Below are 16787 nucleotides of genomic sequence, written 5' to 3'. Positions count from 1 at the left end.
GATAGAAGTGAAGCAGAACCTCAGCGCATGGCCCGGGGGGAGAACAACGTGCGCTACGCCCAGGCACCGCCCACTAGGGCAGCTTCTGTCGTCTACGTGACACTTGCCGCACAGGTCCTCTCCCTGGGCGCTCTCGTGATCTTCGAACACAGCCGTGGCCGCCGCCTCGCCACCCAGCTCGCGGCGTTCGGCGGCCGTCCCCACGGCGCCGACGCCGACGCGGTGGTCGGGGCCGTGACGGTGTTCGCCGTGCTGATGATGCTGGTCGTGGGCACGACGGTGGCCGCCGCCGCGGCCTACGTCACCTGGCTCGTCCGCGCCAGGCAGGTCAACGACCGCTCGGCCCCGGCGGGCCCGGTGGCCGCCGCCTGGCTGATCCCCGGCGTCAACCTGATCGCGCCGCTCCTCCTGGTGGACGAGGTGTGGCGCGGCGCCGGCCGGCCGCACGACCGGCGCCCCCGCTGGCTCGCCCTCCTGGCCGCCTGGTGGCTGACCTGGCTCGCCACGCTCGCCCTGGTGACGACCCGCCTCCCGCTGGGCTCCTCGGACGGCCTGACCGGCATCGGCCTCCCGGAGCTCACCTGCGCGACGGTGTCCGCCCTGCTGTGCGCGGCCACGGTCCGCGACATCACCGGCATCCAGTGCTCCACTTCCCGGGTGCGGAGCCGCGCCCGCCTCCGCACGGCGGCCACGGTGACCCAGCTCCCCCCGCCGACCCCGGAGCCGACCCCGCTCGAGCAGACGGGCTGAGCGCCGAAACCAAGCCCTATGCCAAGCCACGACCCCGGAGACGGCTGAGAACGCGCCGTAACGGCGGCCGGCCACGTGCCGGTCAGCGGGCGTCTTCCTGGAGGCCCCTGGCCACGGTCGGCGGGTGGCGGTGGGGGCGGCTGTGCCGTAACAAAGAGAAAATCATGCCGCGCTTGGACCCGAGCTCCCCTGGCTGGCGTGCCAGAGGCGGCGAGTAGGGGGCGCGACCACCGGCCCGAGATCCGCGTACGGGGAGAGGCTGTAGCCGTTGGCGTATTCGATGCGCCGGCCGCCGACCCCCGCCGACTCCTCGGGAGTCTGCGCGAGAACCGCTCTGACTGCCTCGATCCCGCTCGATCGCCACAAAGCGTCGAGATCGACCAGGTTCCAGCAGTCCACCGCGCGCATCGAGACCGCCCGGCGCCCCGTGCGCCGGACCACCCCCCTCGCCACCATGAGCCACGACCCGAACACCGTCGCCGCGCACCGCCCCTGCACCGACTCGAAGAACGTCAGGTCGATCGGCCCCGTCGAGTCGTCCAGCGTGGTGAAGATGACGCGCTGCCCCGAGCGTACGGCCGGCGTCTGGGTGGCCACCTTGACCCCCGCGACCAGCACCTCGGCCCCGTTGCGCTGGGACAGCAGCTCCGCCGAGCGCACCACCCCGATCGCGTCGAGCAGCTCGTCGTGGAAGCTGATGACGTGGCGGCTGATGTCGATGCCCAGGATCTCCAGCTCGGCCTCCACCATCTCGGTCTCGGTCATCTCGGGCAGCTCGCCGGGCGCGATGTGCTCGGTGAAACCCAGCGGGAGCTGCACGGCCGCTTCCTCGGGCCGAGCCGCGGGCACAGCGTCCGGACGCGCCGGGGTGTAGCGCCTGGACTTCGTGGTGGCCGGTTTGACGCCCGAGGCGGAGGTCCGGTCGAGGACGCCGACCTGGGCGATCAGGTCGCGGCGGGTCAGCCGCCCCGGACGCCAGCGGGCCCCGCCCGGGTGCAGGTCGTGCAGGTCGTCGAGGCCGCCCACCTGGACGATCCGCTCGATGACGGGCCGCGACGGGCGGGCCCGGTCCCAGAAGTCCGCGAGCGACGTGTACGGCTGGCCCGCCACCATGCGCCCCACCTCCGCCTCGCTCGCCCCCTTGATCGCGGAGAACGGCACACGCAGCGCGTACCCCTTTCCGATCTCCCCTGCCCGAAAGTCCCCGGCCCGAAAGTCCCCGGCCCGGAAGTCGCCGGGCTCGATCCTGAGCCGCACCCGCGGGCCGAGCCGTTCCACGCGCCAGTCCTTGCCCGATCTGTTCACGTCGAGCGGCAGGATCTCCACCCCGCACTGCCGCGCCTCGTCGATGATCACGCGTTGCGGGTACATGCCGGGCTCGTGCGTGAGCACCCCGGCGAAGAACGCGGCCGCGTGGTGCCGCTTGAGCCAGGCCGACTGGTACGTGGGCAGCGCGAACGCCGCCGCGTGCGCCTTGCAGAACCCGAACGCGCCGAACGCGTCGAGCACCTTCCACGCCTTGTCCACGGCCGCGTCGCCGAACCCGTTCGACTTGGCCAGCGGCACGAAGTGCTTCCGCACCCGCTCGCGCCCCTCCGACGAGGCCAGCGTGCGGCGCAGCGTCTCGGCGTGCGACAGGTCGCGGCCCGTCATCACCTCGATGATCTTGAGTACCTGCTCGTGGAAGACCACGACGCCGTGCGTCTCCTTCAGCGCGCCGCGCAGCCGCTCGTGCGGATAGTACGGCTCGCGCCACCCGTGCCTGGCCTCCAGGTAGGGGGTGACCATGTCGGAGTTCACCGGACCCGGCCGGAACAGCGAGATGTCCACGATCAGGTCGTGCATCTTGCGCGGCTCCAGTTTGGCGACCAGTTCGCGCTGACCGGGCGACTCGATCTGGAAGCAGCCGAGCGTCCGGCTGGCGCAGATCATGTCGTAGGTGGCCTGGTCGTCGTGGGGCACGTACTCGACGCCGGGCTCCGATCCGTGCTGCTTGTCGAGCTCGACCACGACGTCGTCCACCCGCTCGATCTCGCTCAGCGTGTAGGCCATCGCCGACTGCATCCGCACGCCCAGCACGTCGAGCTTGAGCAGCCCGGACTCCTCCACGTCGTCCTTGTCGAACTGCGACATCGGGAACTCCAGCAGGCTCCGCTCCACCGGCGTCCTGTCGCGCAGCTCCGCGTTGCCGATGAGGACCCCGCACGGGTGCAGCGCGATGTGCCTGGGCAGCCCGTCGAGCTTCTCCGCCAGCCGGAACACCCGCTCCAGCCCGGCCTCGCCGAGCCGGCTGTCGCGCAGCTCGGGCAGGTCGTTCAGCGACGCGGTGATCTGCTTGGCCCTGATGTGCGGGAACGCCTTGGCGATCGCGTCGATCTCGTGCGGCGGCAGCCCCATCGCCCCCGCCACGTCCCGGATCGCGCTGCGTGCCCGGTAGGTCTCCATCATCGAGACGCAGGCCACCCGAGACTCGCCGTACCTGTCGAAGATGGCCTTGTAGCAGTCGAGCCGGCGCGCGGACTCCACGTCCACGTCGATGTCGGGCAGCCCGACGCGCCCGTCCGACAGGAAGCGCTCCATGAGCAGGCCGTGTTCGAGGGGGTTCACCTCGCCGATGCCGATGAGGTAGTTGACCAGGCTGCCCGCCCCCGAGCCGCGGATCGCGCAGCGGATGCCCATGCCGCGGATCATGTCGGTGATGCCAGCCACGGCTATGAAATATCCGGACAGGCGTTTCCGCTCGATGACGTCCATCTCGGCCCCCAGCCGGCCCCTGGCGTCGCCGGAGCGATCCAGCCCGCGCGAGATCAGCCCGTCCTCGACGCGGTGGCGCAGCAGCGGCACCGGGTCGCGGCCGATCTCGGGCAGGTGCAGGTTCGGTGGGTCGTGCTTCAGCGCGAGCAGCTCGACCGGGTCGATCGCGCACGCCTCGGCCAGCGTGCGGGTGGCGTGCAGGAGGCGGCCGACGCGGTCGGGGTCGGCCCCGCAGATCTTGGCCGCCACCTGCCGCATCTCCTTGGTGCCCTTGAGGTAGGCGTGCGAGGTGGTGCGCTCCAGGTGGCGCGGGTGCAGCGGGACGAGCTGCCGCGCCGCGTCGAGCACGTCGCCGACCTGGTGGTCGGCGGGATCCAGGTATCTGACGGCATTGGTGAGCACGGCCGGCACGCCCCGGGACTCGGCCAGGGCGAGCATCCGGACGGCGGTGGTGGCGTCGCGGAAGCCGTACTGGTCGACCAGCTCGATCACCACGCCGGGCACGGCGGCCAGCCACAGGTCGAGCAGCACCCGGGCATGCTCGTCACGCCGCTCGGCCATCGCGCGCCCCACATCGGAATGGGGCCCGAGCAGCACAGACAGCCCGCCCGCGTCCAGGGAGCCGATCAGCTCGCGCGTCACCTCGGGCGCGCCGCGCTCGCCCGCGTAGTGGGCGGCCGTGACCAGGCGCACCAACTGGGACCAGCCACCCGCCCTGGCCAGCACCGTGACCCGGTCCTGAGCCCCCGGCCCGGTCTTGGCCCGGCCCCGGGCGCCCGGCCCGCTCTGGTCCCGGGCTCCCGGCCCGGTCTTCGGGCGCGCCCCGGGACCCGCGAGCGCGAAGTTGACCCCGAACACCGAGGCGATCCGGGCCTCCGCGCACGCCTGGGCGTGCTTGATCGCGCCGTAGAGCCCGTCGCGGTCGGTCAGCGCGAGGATGTCCATCCCGTCCTCGGCCGCCCGGTGCACCAGCGCCCGCGGGAAGGCGGTGCCGTAGCGCATGGAGTAGGCGGAGCTCACGTTCAGGTGGGGGAACGGCGGGGCCATCAGTCCCACGCCCGCAGGAGCAGCCACCCGCCACTGGCGGTGTCGAACCGCAGCTCGTAGGAACCGACCTCGCGCCCGGGGCTGGCCTCCACCCGCCAGAACTGCCGCTCACCGGGATCGTTCTCGTCGGTCTTCCACCACTCGCGGGCCACCACCCAGTGGTCGAGGACCCGGCGGACGAGATAGAGGCGATCGCGCCAGACGAACTGGGTCGGCTGCCCGTCCCTGGTCCACACCTCTATCGGATCGCCATAGAGTCTGCTCAAGTCGCTTCTCCCCGCGGCTCTCGTGCCTATGCTGAGCCACCCGGGGGAAGGCGGGCGTCTTATGACTCGAACATATGTTCTCAGGCCCCGAAACGCAAGTCGCCCGCCTGCCGCACCAGAGGGTTGGCGTCGATCGAGTTGCGGATGCTGAAGACCACGCTGCCCGCCCGATAGCGGTCGTCCGACCACTCCACCGGCCTGCCCTCGTGCGTGGTGGTGATGCGGCGCTGGCGCAGCAGTGGGCTGCCGCGCCGTACCCCCAGGAGACGGGCGTCCTGGGCGCCCGCGGAGACGGCGTCGATGAGGTGCTCGCCGTAGGCGAAGACCAGCCCGATCGAGTCGTACAGCGCCTCGGTGACCGACTCGCAGCCGGGCGCGAGTTCTTCGACGGCGGCGGCCACCCACTCCGCGTACACCGTGCGCTCCAGCAGGACGGGCTCGCCCTCCAGTGTGCGCAGCCGGAGCACGTCGAGCACCTCGTCGGTGCCGAGTCTGGCGGCCTCGGCGGGGCTCGCCGCCCGGCGACCCTGGGTGATCATCTGGCCGCCGAAGCGGTAGCCGTTGGCGCGCGCCCACTGGGCGAAGCTGTGCAACTCGGCGAAGCTCTGGCTGCGCGCCTTGCCCAGCACGATGCGCCTGGCGCCCTGCCGGGAGCCGACCAACCCCTCGGCGACCAGCACCGCCACCGCCTGGCGTACCGTGCCGCGGGCGGCGAGATAGCGCGCGGCCAGCTCCGCCTCCGTGGGGAGCTGCGAGCCGACCGGATGTAAGCCGGCGAGGATGTCATCACGCAGCGCATCGGCGATCCGTTCATAACGCGCAACCATCCGCGACCCCTCGCATTCATGAAAGAGCAATGTTCATGCGTCCTACTTGTGCTGGCTTGTTTGTACAAGTTCCCTTAAGTTCTATCCACACCCTCGGAGACTGGAGGCGACGTGTTCACACCTCGCGCCCGTGTGGCAGGCGTCATCGCAGCCCTTACCGTAGCCACAGCGGCGTGTGGCGCCGCCCCAGGCACTCAGGAGACCAAGGCGTCAGAAGGCGGGGTGAACGCGAAGACCGCCACCTCCGCCGCAGATGTCGGCGGCCTGGACAAACTCGTCGAGGCGGCGAAGAAGGAGGGCAACCTCCACGTCATCGCGCTGCCGCCCGACTGGGCCAACTACGGCGAGATCATCAAGGGATTCACCGCCAAGTACGGGATCAAGGTCGAGAGCGAGGACCCCGACGCGGCCAGCGCCGACGAGATCACCGCGGTGAAGACCCGCAAGGGCCAGGACCGCGCGCCCGACGTGCTCGACCTCGGCCAGTCGTTCGCGATCAGCGGCGCCAAGGAGGGCCTGTTCGCGCCCTACAAGGTGCAGGCGTTCGACAAGGTTCCCGAGGGCCAGAAGGAGCCGACCGGGCTCTGGACGAACGACTACGGCGGCTACGTGTCGATCGGCTGCGACGCCAAGAAGATCGCCACCTGCCCGACGAGCTTCGCCGATCTGCTCAAGCCCGAGTACAAGGGCAAGGTCGCGATGAACGGCAACCCGACCAAGTCCGGCTCGGCCTTCGCCGGCGTCTACGCCGCGTCGATCGCCACCGGCGGCTCGTTCGACGACATCCAGCCGGGCATCGAGTTCTTCAAGAAGCTGAAGGCCGCGGGCAACTACAACCCGGTCGAGACCACGCCGGCGACGATCGAGAAGGGCGAGACCCAGATCAGCATCGACTGGGACTACAACAACGCCGCCTACGCGCCCGAGATGTCGGCCAAGGGCCTCGACTGGAAGGTGAACGTGCCCACCGACGGCAAGTACTTCCAGATGTACGCCCAGGCCGTCAACAAGGACGCGCCCCACCCGGCCGCCGCCCGCCTCTGGCAGGAGTACCTCTACAGCACCGAGGGCCAGAACCTCTACCTCAAGGGCTTCGCCAGGCCGGTGCTGCTGCCGGTCATGACCACCGACGGCTCGGTCGACAAGGCCGCCGCCGACGCGCTGCCCAAGGTCGAGGGCACGCCCACGTTCCCCACCCCCGAGCAGGTGGACGCGGCCAAGGCCAAGCTGGCCAGCGGCTGGGACGCCGCCATCTCGGGATGACCCGCGCCAAGGGGTGGCTCGGCGCGCTGCCCCTGCTGGTCTTCTTCGCGCTGGTCTTCGGCATCCCCGCCATCGCGCTGGTGGCGGGGGCGTTCACCGCGAACGGTGAGCCGAGCCTGGCCAACCTCGGGCAGAGCCTCCAGGGCGGCTATCTCAACGCGATGGCCGGCAGCGTCAAGCTCTCGGCCGTGGTGGCGCTGCTCGGGGCCGTGCTCGGCACGTTCGTCGCCCAGGCCGTGGTGACCTCCCGGTTCGCCCTGCTGCGCGAGGCGGTGCTGACGGCCTCCGGAGTGCTGGCCAACTTCGGCGGCGTGCCGCTGGCCTTCTTCTGGATCGCCACGCTCGGCAACTCCGGCGTGATCAGCGGCCTGCTCGGGCTGCCGTCCGGCGCGCTGTACACGTTCTGGGGGCTGGTGATCGTCTACCTGTACTTCTCGATCCCGCTGATGGTGCTGGTCATGGCGCCCGCGCTGGACGGGCTGCGGCCGCAGTGGCGGGAGGCGGCGGCCAACAACGGCGCGACGGCCTGGCAGTTCTGGCGCTTCGTCGGGGTGCCGGTGCTCACGCCCGCCATGCTCGGCGGGGTGGTGCTGCTGTTCGGCAGCGCGTTCGCGGCCTTCGCGACGGCCAACGCGATGGTCGGGACCGTGGTGCCGCTGGTGACCCTGAAGATCGCCAGCGCGCTCACGGGTGACGTGCTGATCGGCTACGAGAACATCGCGCTCGCGCTCAGCCTCGACATGATCGTGGTGGCCGGGCTGGTCATGGTGATCTACCTGCCGCTGCAGAAGAGGAGCACCCGATGGCTGCGCTGACCGGGCTGGAGCCGGTGACCGCTCCCGCGCCGGCGCCCACCCGGCCCCGGGTGTGGCGCGGGGTGGTGTTCCTGCTGGCCGCCGCGTACTTCCTGATCCCGCTCGGGGCCTCGCTCTGGTACACGATCTACACGCCCACGGCCGGGGTGTCCTTCGCGGCCTACGGCGAACTCCTGACGGCCGAGGGGTTCGGGTCGTCGTTGCTGCTGTCCATGTCGCTGGCCGTCGCGACGATCGTGCTGGTCCTGCTGCTCACGCTGCCGGCGATGCTGGCCGTACGGCTCAGCGCGCCGCGGCTGCGGCCGGTGATGGAGGTGCTCTGCACGCTGCCGCTGGTGGTGCCGCCGATCACGTTCGTGGCGGGGCTCACCACCTCGTTGCGCACCGGGACCGACGTGCTGGCCCCGACGCCGTTCTGGGCCACGCTGATCGCGGTGCAGAACCCGGCGTTCCCCCTCGTGCTCGTGCTCGCGTACGTGGTGCTGGTGTTGCCGTTCGTCTACCGCTCGCTCGACGCCGGGCTGCGCACCATGGACGTGCGCACGCTCGTCGAGGCGGCCCGCAACCTGGGCGCGTCGTGGCCGCACGTGCTGTTCAGGGTGATCATCCCCAATCTGCGCTCGGCTCTGGCCAGCGCGTCGTTCCTGACGCTCGCGCTGGTGCTGGGCGAGTTCACCGTGGCCAGGCTGCTGGGCTACCAGCCGTTCGCGGTGTGGATCGTGACGATCTCCGGGTCCGAGGGGCAGCTGTCGGTCGCGGTGTCGATCCTCAGCCTGCTGCTCATCTGGCTGCTGCTGCTCGCGGTGTCCACGGCCTTCTCGGGAAGGAAGAGGAAATGACGGCTCAGGTGGAGTTCCGGGGCCTGCGGCGGGTGTTCGGCAAGACGGTGGCGCTGGACGGCTTCGACCTGACGATCGCGCCGGGCGAGTTCGTCGCGCTGCTGGGGCCCTCCGGCTGCGGAAAGACGACGGCGCTGCGGTGCGTGGCCGGGTTCGAACGGCCGGACTCCGGCGCCGTGCTCATCGACGGCTCGGACATCACCGACATGCCCGCCAACAAGCGCGACGCGGGCATGGTCTTCCAGTCCTACTCCCTCTTCCCGAACCTGAACGCCCGCGACAACGTCGCCTTCGGCCTGCGCGTACGCAAGGTCCCCGTGGCCACCAGACGCACCAAGGCGGACGAACTCCTCGAACTCGTCGGCCTCCCCTCCCACGCCGACCGCTTCCCGCACCAGCTCTCCGGGGGCCAGCAGCAGCGCGTCGCCCTGGCCCGCGCGCTCGCGCTGGAGCCCCGCGTGCTGCTGCTCGACGAGCCGCTGTCGGCGCTCGACGCCAAGGTACGGGTGTCGCTGCGCGAGGAGATCCGCCGGCTCCAGCTCGACCTCGGCATCACCACCATCTTCGTCACCCACGACCAGGAGGAGGCGCTGTCGATCGCCGACCGGGTCGCCGTCCTGCGGAACGGCCGCCTGGAACAGTGCGGCCCGCCCGCCGAGGTCTACGACCGTCCGGCCACCCCTTTCGTGGCCGAGTTCGTCGGCACCATGAACCACCTGGCCGGGCACGTCTCGGGCGACCAGGTGACGGTGCTGGGCCAACTACTGCCCGTCGACGGCGAGGCCCCCGGCACCCTGGAGGTGGACGTGCTGATCCGCCCCGAGGCCGTGCAGGTGACCCCGGCTCCGGAGGGCCAGGCGGAAGTGATCGCGGCCTCCTTCCGCGGCGCCTCCGTCCGGCTCCGGGTCGCCCTGTCGGGGGGTGAGGTCATGGCCGACGTACCCGGTCACGAGGCGGTACGGCTGGTACCCGGCACCCGCGTGACGGTCCACCTGGTGGAGCGGCCCGTACTGGTGGCCGAACGGACGGTCACGGTCCCCTCCCCCGCCACGGAACCGGCCGATGCCGTCTGAGCCGTCTGAGCCGTCGTCGTCGGAGCCGTCGTCAGCGGGAACGGCAGTGTCGGGAGCGCCGATGGGGGAGGTGCCGCAGGCCGTCCTGTTCGACATGGACGGCACGCTGGTGGACACCGAGGGGTTCTGGTGGCAGGCCGCGACCTCGGTGGCGCGGACCCTCGGCGTCGAGCTGGGCCCCGCCGACACCCCGGACGTCCTCGGCCGCGCGGCCGAGGACGTGGCGGCCCACCTGCTGTCCGCCGCCAAGCCCCACGCCGCCACCCTCCCCGACACCGCCCGGCAGCTCATCGACGCCTTCGCCGCGCGCATCGCCGAGCAGCCCGGAGGCGTACCGCTGATCCCCGGCGCCCTGGACCTCCTCGGCGAACTGCACGCAGAAGGCATCCCGACCGCCCTGGTCAGCGCCTCACCGCGGAGCATCGTCCGCCTGGTGCTGCCCCTCCTCGACCACCGCTTCGCCCTGATCGTGACGGCCGATGACACCACCCGCGGCAAGCCGTACCCAGACCCGTACCTGAAGGCCACGAACCGCCTCGGCGTGGACCCGAGGCGCTGCGTCGCGATCGAGGACAGCCCCACCGGAATCGCCGCCGCTACCGCCGCCGGCTGCCGCGTCATGCCGATCGACACCGGACGGGGACTACCCAGCTGGCGCTCGCTGCGCGCTTTCAAGCCTTGATACGGGAAATACCTTCGTAACACGCCGGGGTCGAGCGCTTCGCGGGAATTCGCGACTTCTCCCGCTCCCTCCCCGTCGAGACCCGCGCCTTCAAGGTGATCGGGCTCGGCCGCGATCCGGGCCCGCTGGTCGCCTCCCGGGCCGGGAAGGAGCGGGCAGGGTGGTGCGGAAACGCGTGTTCGTTTGCCTCTCTCGGAGTACAATAAGATTGTTGTGTCTGGAGGGCGGATGGCATTTCGACTGGTGTTGACCACTCAGGTACGCGACTAGCTCCACGAGTTGCGTACTGGAGATCCGGTGACGCAGAGGCTGGTAGCCGAGACCATCGACCGGCTCTTGGATGAGGGCCCGGCGCTGGGACGCCCCTTGGTGGATCGGATCAGCGGCTCCGACCTGCACAACCTCAAAGAGTTGCGGCCCGGATCCAGCGGAACCAGCGAAGTACGGATCCTGTTCATCTTCGATCCCCTCCGCAACGCGGTCCTGCTGATCGCGGGAGACAAGTCCGGGCAATGGAACCAGTGGTACCGACAATCCATCCCGCTGGCCGAGCAGTGGTATGAGGCGTATCTGAAGGAGTTGCCATGAGCACCGAGTTTCACTCCTATACCCGTGAGGAGTTCATCGCCGAGTTCGTCCACCCCGACGACCGCCAGGCGGTGGAGGAGGCGCGGGAGCGCCGGGTGGCCCAGGTGCGCGGGGGGTTCCTGGCCGACATGCGTAACAAGGTAGGGCTGACCCAAGCCGAGGTGGCCCAGGCGATGGGGGTCTCCCAGCAACGCGTCTCAGCGATCGAGAACGGGGCCATCGCCGAACTGACCACCCTCAGCCTGTACATCCATGCCCTCGGCGGAGAACTGAAGGTCATCGCCGACTTCGGGGACACCTGGCAACGCGTCGCCTGACCAGATCTGTGAAGGTCTCGAACCGGTCCTGCCGCCACACGCATCGCGGTCATCGCCGAACACCTCTGAGACCTGGATCTGCCCGCCGAGCGCTTGGACGTAGCGGGCAATGGTCTCGATGGTGGACACCTCGCCCCGCTCGATCTGGGAGACGCGGCTCTTGGTCACGCCCATGCGTTCGGCCACGTCGGACTGGGTCAGGCCCTCTGCCTTGCGGTGCTTGGCCAATCGGTAGCCGTCGATGTAGGCCTGATTGTGGCGTCGTGCTTCAGTCACGGCTTCCTCGCCGCCGGAGTTGGCGACGATGTCGGTGCGGAAGTCGTTCCACTTGGGAAAATTCGCCATCGGTCCTTCTCCTCTGACTCGCGTTCTACCAGGTACTTCGCGCAAACGCGAACAAGATCCGGATCTCTCGACCAGGCGCTGATAGCGATGTTCAGCCGAAGGCTGCGGGTCCGCAGCCGATCAGGCTCAAGCGCCGAGGTCATCCGCCAGTCAGGCAGATATAGGTAAGCTTGCCCGCCGTGAGCGGTGAATCCTCCCAGATCGGGCGCTACAGGTTGCTGAGCGTGCTGGGCCGAGGCGGGATGGGGACGGTCCATCTTGCCGAGGATCCCTCTGGGCAGCGGGTCGCCATCAAGGTGATCAACGCCGAGCTCAGCCAGCACGAGCAGTTTCGCATGCGCTTCCGCCGGGAGGCCGACGCCGCTCAGCGGGTACGCAGGTTCTGTACGGCGGCGGTGCTCGAAGCGGCGCTCGAGGGCGATCAGCTCTATGTCGTCACCGAGTACGTGCCGGGGCCCAACCTGGAGGAGGCCGTCCGGCAGTCGGGGCCGCTCAGGGGGTCGAGTCTCGATGCGCTGGCGGTCAGCGTGGCCACCGCGCTCACCGCGATCCATGGGGCGGGGGTCGTGCACCGTGATCTCAAGCCGTCGAACGTGCTGCTGTCCCCCGTCGGGCCGAGGGTGATCGACTTCGGCATCGCTCGGGCGCTCGACACGCTGGGCGGGGTCACCGGGACGGGTGAGCTCATCGGCACGCCCCGGTACATGGCGCCCGAGGTGCTGCGGGGCGATCCGGTCTCGCCCGCGTGCGACGTGTTCTCGTGGGGCTCGCTGATCGTGTACGCCGCGAGCGGGAAGCCCGCGTTCGGCGGCGACACGCTGCCCGCGACCGTCTACCAGGTGCTCAACACCGAACCAGCGCTTGACGCGGTCGAGCCGGGGCTGCGGGAGCTGGTCAGGGCGGCGCTGCGCAAGGATCCGGCCACGCGGCCGACCGCGCAGCAGTTGCTCGACCATCTCGTGGGCCGCTCGGCCGCGCCGGAGCAGGCTCCCCAGGCCGTACACCCGGAGCAGGCCGCCCAGACCGCGCAGGTGGCCTGGCAGCACGCGACCGCGGCGTTCCCTGAGTCGCGACCCCGCAAAAAGGGCCGGATCGTCGCGGGCATCGCCGTGGCGGTGGCGGTGCTGGTCACCGGGAGCATCACGGCCTGGGCGACGCTCAGGGACAGCGGGCCACCCGAGCTCCCGGTCCTGTACCAGGAGGACTTCACGCAGACCAGCGGCGGCTGGAGCGGCACCTACGACCCGACGGACGCGGTCAGCTACGGCTACCGGACCGACGGCACGTACGGGCTCGACGTGGAGGCGGACTACGTGGAGCGCTTGGAGAAGGCCCCGGCGCCGTTCCTCGTCGCCACGCCGACGGCCACGCCCGTCCCGTCGTCGACGCCCACGCCGATGCTGCCCCAGACGGTGGTGGTCGGCGTGACCGCCCAGGTGAAGCGGGCCGTGGGCACCGGCGAGTACGGCGTCTACTGCCACAACACCGACAACGGCACCTATTACGAGTTCGCGCTGGACACCACCGGCATGGCACGCATCCGGCGCATCTTCAACGGCTCGGGCGGCACGCTGGCCCAGCCGGTCCAGGTGGACGGGTTGGGGAGCAAGACCGTCAGGATCGAGGCCTCCTGCGAGCAGGAGGGCAGCACCGTACGGCTGACCATGTGGGTGAACGGTGAGCGGGTCCACCAGGTCGACGACCCGAACGGCATCGGCAACGGCTACGTCGGCCTGTTCGCGCGCACGTCCAAGGCCGAGCGGTCGGTGCTCAAGACCACTTTCGACGACTTCGAGCTACGTGGGAGAAAGGAACCCTGACCACACATGCTGATCGAGATCTCTGACGGAGCTCCGTACGGCATCGCCACCGGCCCCGACGGCGCGCTCTGGTTCACTCTGGTGCACCAGGGGCGGGTCGGCAGGCTGGTGCCCGGTGCGGAGCCCGTGATCCACCAGCTCGACCCGGCGGACGGCGGGCCGACGGTGATCGCGCCCGGGGCTGACGGGGCCATGTGGTTCACCGAGTTCCAGGGTGGCCGGGTGGGGCGGATCACCGAGGCGGGTCAGGTGACCGCGTTCGAGGCGGAGAGCCCGTACGGAATCACCGCCGGGCCGGACGGGGCCATGTGGTTCACGCGGACGCGGGCCGACAAGATCGGGCGCATCGCGGCGGACGGGGCGCGGACGGAGTTCGAGATCCCGGTGATGGGCGGCATGCCCTCGGGCATCACGGCAGGGCCTGACGACGCCCTGTGGTTCACGCTCAACCAGGGCAACGCCATCGGCCGCATCGCGCTGTCGGGCGCGGTGACGATCCATGAGCTGCCGACGGAGGGGGCCGCGCCGGTGGGCATCACCGCGGGCCCGGATGGGGCGCTGTGGTTCGTGGAGATCGGCGCGGGCCAGATCGGCCGTGTGGACGTTTCCGGAAAAATCATTGAATATCCGTTGCCGGATCGGGCCTCCCGGCCGCACGCCATCGTCGCCGGGGCCGACGGCGCCCTCTGGTTCACCGAGTGGGGCGCCAACCGCGTGGGCCGCATCACGACCGAGGGCGCCATCGAGGAGTACGACCTGCCGTCGCTCGGCGTCCCGGCCGAGCCGCACGGCCTCACGGTGGGCCCCGACGGCGCGATCTGGGTCGCCCTGGAGGCCGGCGCGCTCGCCAGGCTCGACCGATGATTGGCCGAAGGTGGAATCGGCGGGTCTCAAAGGGGAGTTGACTAGGGGTATGCGTGCCATAGTCATCACCGCCCATGGCGGCCCAGAGGTCCTCGAGTACACCGAGCATCCCGACCCGGAGCCGGGTGACGGACAAGTCGTGGTCGACGTCGCCGCCAGCGGCGTCAACTTCATCGACATCTACCAGCGCTCGGGGGCGTATCCGCTCGCTCTGCCCAGCCCGCTCGGCTCGGAAGGGGCCGGTGTCGTCTCCGCCGTGGGCCCCGATGTGACCGACGTGTCCGTCGGCGACACCGTGGCGTGGGCCAACGTGCTCGGCAGCTACGCCGAGAAGGTCGCGGTCCCGGCCGCGCGGGTGGTTCCGGTGCCCGCCTCCGTCTCCGCCGAGCTGGCCGCCGCGACGATGCTGCAGGGCATGACCGCCCACTACCTCACGCACTCCACGTACGAGGTGAAGCCGGGCGACAGCGTCCTCGTGCACGCGGGCGCCGGTGGCATGGGCCAGCTGCTGATCCAGCTCGCCAAGCTCAGGGGCGCGACCGTGCACACCACCGTCTCCAGCGAGGAGAAGGAGAAGGTGGCCCGCGCGGCCGGAGCCGACGAGGTGCTGCGCTACGACGACTTCGCCGACGTGCTCCGCGGGCAGGTGGACGTGGTCTACGACGGCGTGGGGGCGGCCACGTTCGACGGCGGGCTGGAGGCGCTGCGGCCGCGCGGGCTCATGGCGCTGTACGGGGCGGCCAGCGGCCCCGTGCCGCCGCTCGATCCGCAGCGACTGAACAAGTCGGGCTCGCTCTTCCTGACCAGGCCGACCCTGGTCCACTACATCGCCGATCGGGAGGAACTGCTGTGGCGGGCCTCCGACCTGTTCGGCTGGATCGCCGCCGGCGAGCTGAAGATCAACGTCTCGCACCGGTATCCGATGGCCGAGGCGGGCCGTGCGCACGAGGACCTCGCCGCTCGCCGTACGACGGGCAAGCTGATCCTGGTTCCCTAGGCCTCCTGCTGGGAGGCGGCGGTGCACGCACGGCCGCCTCCCGCCGCACGAACAGCGTGAACTACGCTCCCGAACATGGACATAGCCCCCTCCATCTGGTCGTTCGCCGCGGTGGTCGCCCTCCTGACCATCACGCCGGGCCTCGACACGGCGCTCATCCTGCGTACGTCCCTGCTGTCCGGCAGGCGGCCGGCCTGGGGCGTCGTCCTGGGCATCCAGCTCGGCACGCTCACCTGGGGCCTGTTGACCGCGGTGGGTCTGTCCACGCTCCTGGCCGCCTCCCATCTGGCCTACGACATCCTGCGCTGGGCCGGCGCCGCTTACCTGGTCTGGATGGGCATCCGCATGCTCGTGACCAGGACGAAGGCGCAGGAGGGCACGGCGGAGACCGGCTTCGGCAGCGGCTTCCGGCGCGGCCTGATCACCAACCTGCTGAACCCCAAGGTAGGCGCCTTCTACGTGGCGATGCTGCCGCAGTTCATCCCGGCGGACGCCCCGCACGCGGCCATGGGCCTGCTCCTGGCGGGGGTCCACGTGGGCGAGGGTCTGCTGTGGAGCGCCGTGCTGGTCGGCTGTGCGGCCCTGATGAGCGGCGCCCTGCGTACCCCGGCCGTCAGGCGGCTGCTGGACCGCGTGACGGGCATCGTGATCGTCGCTTTCGGCATCCGGTTGGCCTTGGACAACTAGGTTCCCGGTAACGTGCTCCTGTGCAGACGGCGTTCGTGCTCGGTGGTGGCGGCGTGCTAGGCGCGCACGAAGTGGGCATGCTCCAGGCGCTCGACGAGGAGGGCATCGTGCCCGACCTCGTGGTGGGCACGTCCATCGGCGCACTGAACGGGGTGCTGCTGGCCGCCGACCCCTCCCGCGCGGTGGAGCAGCTGTCGTCACTGTGGCGTTCCGATGTGGTCCGTACGGCGTTCGCCGGTTCCTGGGTCACCCGGCTGTCCACCTTGGCGAGGACCGGCACCCATCTGCACCCGATCGGGCCGCTTCGAGCGTTGTTGAGCGAGATGCTGCCGGTTTCAGAGATCGAGGAGCTGGCCGTGCCGTTCCAGTGCGTGGCGGCCTCGGTGGAGCGGGCCACCGCCCACTGGTTCGACCAGGGGCCGCTGATCGACGCCGTGCTCGCCTCGTGCGCGGTGCCCGGGCTGCTGCCGCCCGTCTCCATCGGCGGCGAGCACTTCTTCGACGGCGGCCTGGTGCACAGCATCCCCGTCGGCCGGGCCGTGCAACTGGGCGCCAAGCGCGTCTACGTCCTGCACGTCGGGCGGATCGAGCGCCCGCTCAGCGTGCCGCGGCGGCCCTGGGAGGTGGGCATGGTGGCGTTCGAGATCGCGCGCAGGCACCGGTTCGCCGAGGAGATGGCCACGCTGCCGCCCGACGTCGAGGTGCACGTGCTGCCCGCCGGGGCGACGCAGCCGATGTCGAACCTCCGCTATCGCGACCTGTCACAGATCTCCCATTACATCGAACGGGCCTACCACGCATCTTCCAGATATCTCCGGACAAGAGGACGATGAAGATCTGACCACCTGGAGGC

17 protein-coding genes are annotated in these 16787 nt (G+C 70.4%); 13 read left to right on the top strand and 4 right to left on the bottom strand.

The features are described from left to right. The first annotated feature begins 27 nt into the window (after positions 1-27). Entirely contained in the window at positions 28-750 is a 723-nt protein-coding gene (locus KLK06_RS21615) for a DUF4328 domain-containing protein (protein WP_214637331.1), read from the top strand. 162 nt (positions 751-912) lie between these two features. Here KLK06_RS21615 and KLK06_RS21610 read toward each other — a convergent pair whose 3' ends face one another. From KLK06_RS21610 to KLK06_RS21600, 3 genes are all read right to left on the bottom strand, one after another. Continuing rightward, a complete protein-coding gene (locus tag KLK06_RS21610) occupies positions 913-4551 on the bottom strand; it encodes a DNA polymerase III subunit alpha (protein WP_214637482.1) in 3639 nt (1212 codons plus the stop codon). Beyond that, a complete protein-coding gene (locus tag KLK06_RS21605; protein ID WP_214637330.1) occupies positions 4551-4817 on the bottom strand; it encodes a DUF6504 family protein in 267 nt (88 codons plus the stop codon). Before KLK06_RS21605 ends, KLK06_RS21610 begins: the two co-directional genes overlap by 1 nt. Before the next feature lie 80 nt (positions 4818-4897). Next, positions 4898-5644 carry a GntR family transcriptional regulator gene (locus KLK06_RS21600; RefSeq protein WP_214637329.1) on the bottom strand — a complete coding sequence of 249 codons (747 nt, stop codon included), beginning with the start codon at positions 5642-5644 and terminating at the stop codon, positions 4898-4900. Positions 5645-5866: 222 nt separating this feature from the next. On the opposite strand from KLK06_RS21600, the gene KLK06_RS21595 reads away from it, so the two are divergent. From KLK06_RS21595 to KLK06_RS21565, 7 genes are all read left to right on the top strand, one after another. Next, a complete protein-coding gene (locus KLK06_RS21595) occupies positions 5867-6907 on the top strand; it encodes an ABC transporter substrate-binding protein (RefSeq protein WP_308168375.1) in 1041 nt (346 codons plus the stop codon). After that, positions 6904-7722 carry an ABC transporter permease subunit gene (locus KLK06_RS21590; RefSeq protein WP_214637327.1) on the top strand — a complete coding sequence of 273 codons (819 nt, stop codon included), beginning with the start codon at positions 6904-6906 and terminating at the stop codon, positions 7720-7722. The genes KLK06_RS21595 and KLK06_RS21590 overlap by 4 nt, the downstream gene beginning before the upstream one ends. Then, complete coding sequence (locus tag KLK06_RS21585; RefSeq protein ID WP_214637326.1) at positions 7710-8561, top strand: ABC transporter permease; 852 nt, start codon at positions 7710-7712, stop codon at positions 8559-8561. The genes KLK06_RS21590 and KLK06_RS21585 overlap by 13 nt, the downstream gene beginning before the upstream one ends. Further along, positions 8558-9634, top strand: a complete 1077-nt coding sequence (locus KLK06_RS21580) for an ABC transporter ATP-binding protein (RefSeq protein WP_214637325.1) — start codon at positions 8558-8560, stop codon at positions 9632-9634. The genes KLK06_RS21585 and KLK06_RS21580 overlap by 4 nt, the downstream gene beginning before the upstream one ends. Positions 9635-9695: 61 nt before the next feature. Next, positions 9696-10316 carry an HAD family phosphatase gene (locus KLK06_RS21575; RefSeq protein WP_214637324.1) on the top strand — a complete coding sequence of 207 codons (621 nt, stop codon included), beginning with the start codon at positions 9696-9698 and terminating at the stop codon, positions 10314-10316. Between the two features lie 279 nt (positions 10317-10595). After that, entirely contained in the window at positions 10596-10904 is a 309-nt protein-coding gene (locus KLK06_RS21570; protein WP_214637323.1) for a type II toxin-antitoxin system RelE/ParE family toxin, read from the top strand. After that, positions 10901-11221 carry a helix-turn-helix transcriptional regulator gene (locus tag KLK06_RS21565; RefSeq protein ID WP_214637322.1) on the top strand — a complete coding sequence of 107 codons (321 nt, stop codon included), beginning with the start codon at positions 10901-10903 and terminating at the stop codon, positions 11219-11221. Before KLK06_RS21570 ends, KLK06_RS21565 begins: the two co-directional genes overlap by 4 nt. On the opposite strand, the gene KLK06_RS21560 is transcribed toward KLK06_RS21565, so the two are convergent. Beyond that, positions 11102-11566: a helix-turn-helix domain-containing protein gene (locus KLK06_RS21560; protein WP_214637321.1), complete on the bottom strand. Its 465-nt coding sequence runs from the start codon at positions 11564-11566 to the stop codon at positions 11102-11104. The genes KLK06_RS21565 and KLK06_RS21560 overlap by 120 nt on opposite strands. Before the next feature lie 179 nt (positions 11567-11745). Here KLK06_RS21560 and KLK06_RS21555 point away from each other — a divergent pair, with 179 nt between their 5' ends. The 5 genes from KLK06_RS21555 to KLK06_RS21535 all read left to right on the top strand — a co-directional run bounded on the left by KLK06_RS21555 (position 11746) and on the right by KLK06_RS21535 (position 16767). Next, the gene (locus KLK06_RS21555) at positions 11746-13386 is read left to right on the top strand and encodes a serine/threonine-protein kinase (RefSeq protein ID WP_308168374.1); all 1641 of its coding nucleotides are present in this window, start codon (positions 11746-11748) and stop codon (positions 13384-13386) included. Positions 13387-13392: 6 nt separating this feature from the next. After that, complete coding sequence (locus tag KLK06_RS21550) at positions 13393-14250, top strand: virginiamycin B lyase (RefSeq protein WP_214637320.1); 858 nt, start codon at positions 13393-13395, stop codon at positions 14248-14250. 49 nt (positions 14251-14299) lie between these two features. After that, positions 14300-15247 (top strand): quinone oxidoreductase, encoded by a 948-nt coding sequence (locus KLK06_RS21545; protein ID WP_214637319.1) that lies wholly within the window; start codon positions 14300-14302, stop codon positions 15245-15247. Between the two features lie 75 nt (positions 15248-15322). Further along, entirely contained in the window at positions 15323-15934 is a 612-nt protein-coding gene (locus KLK06_RS21540) for a LysE family translocator (protein WP_214637318.1), read from the top strand. 20 nt (positions 15935-15954) lie between these two features. Further along, positions 15955-16767: a patatin-like phospholipase family protein gene (locus KLK06_RS21535; RefSeq protein ID WP_214637317.1), complete on the top strand. Its 813-nt coding sequence runs from the start codon at positions 15955-15957 to the stop codon at positions 16765-16767. Positions 16768-16787: the final 20 nt, after the last annotated feature.

This window comes from Nonomuraea sp. NEAU-A123, assembly GCF_018603905.1.
Taxonomy (GTDB): Bacteria; Actinomycetota; Actinomycetes; order Streptosporangiales; family Streptosporangiaceae; genus Nonomuraea.
The sequence above is the reverse complement of the archived record's forward strand: the minus strand, read 5'-3'. Positions and strand labels throughout refer to the sequence as shown.

Bases quoted from the DNA above. Each gene is read 5' to 3' on its own strand.
- KLK06_RS21615 (WP_214637331.1), top strand. From the start codon at position 28: ATGGCCCGGGGGGAGAACAACGTGCGCTACGCCCAGGCACCGCCCACT.
- KLK06_RS21610 (WP_214637482.1), bottom strand. From the start codon at position 4,551: ATGGCCCCGCCGTTCCCCCACCTGAACGTGAGCTCCGCCTACTCCATG.
- KLK06_RS21600 (WP_214637329.1), bottom strand. From the start codon at position 5,644: ATGGTTGCGCGTTATGAACGGATCGCCGATGCGCTGCGTGATGACATC.
- KLK06_RS21590 (WP_214637327.1), top strand. From the start codon at position 6,904: ATGACCCGCGCCAAGGGGTGGCTCGGCGCGCTGCCCCTGCTGGTCTTC.
- KLK06_RS21585 (WP_214637326.1), top strand. From the start codon at position 7,710: ATGGCTGCGCTGACCGGGCTGGAGCCGGTGACCGCTCCCGCGCCGGCG.
- KLK06_RS21580 (WP_214637325.1), top strand. From the start codon at position 8,558: ATGACGGCTCAGGTGGAGTTCCGGGGCCTGCGGCGGGTGTTCGGCAAG.
- KLK06_RS21575 (WP_214637324.1), top strand. From the start codon at position 9,696: ATGGGGGAGGTGCCGCAGGCCGTCCTGTTCGACATGGACGGCACGCTG.
- KLK06_RS21565 (WP_214637322.1), top strand. From the start codon at position 10,901: ATGAGCACCGAGTTTCACTCCTATACCCGTGAGGAGTTCATCGCCGAG.
- KLK06_RS21560 (WP_214637321.1), bottom strand. From the start codon at position 11,566: ATGGCGAATTTTCCCAAGTGGAACGACTTCCGCACCGACATCGTCGCC.
- KLK06_RS21550 (WP_214637320.1), top strand. From the start codon at position 13,393: ATGCTGATCGAGATCTCTGACGGAGCTCCGTACGGCATCGCCACCGGC.
- KLK06_RS21545 (WP_214637319.1), top strand. From the start codon at position 14,300: ATGCGTGCCATAGTCATCACCGCCCATGGCGGCCCAGAGGTCCTCGAG.
- KLK06_RS21540 (WP_214637318.1), top strand. From the start codon at position 15,323: ATGGACATAGCCCCCTCCATCTGGTCGTTCGCCGCGGTGGTCGCCCTC.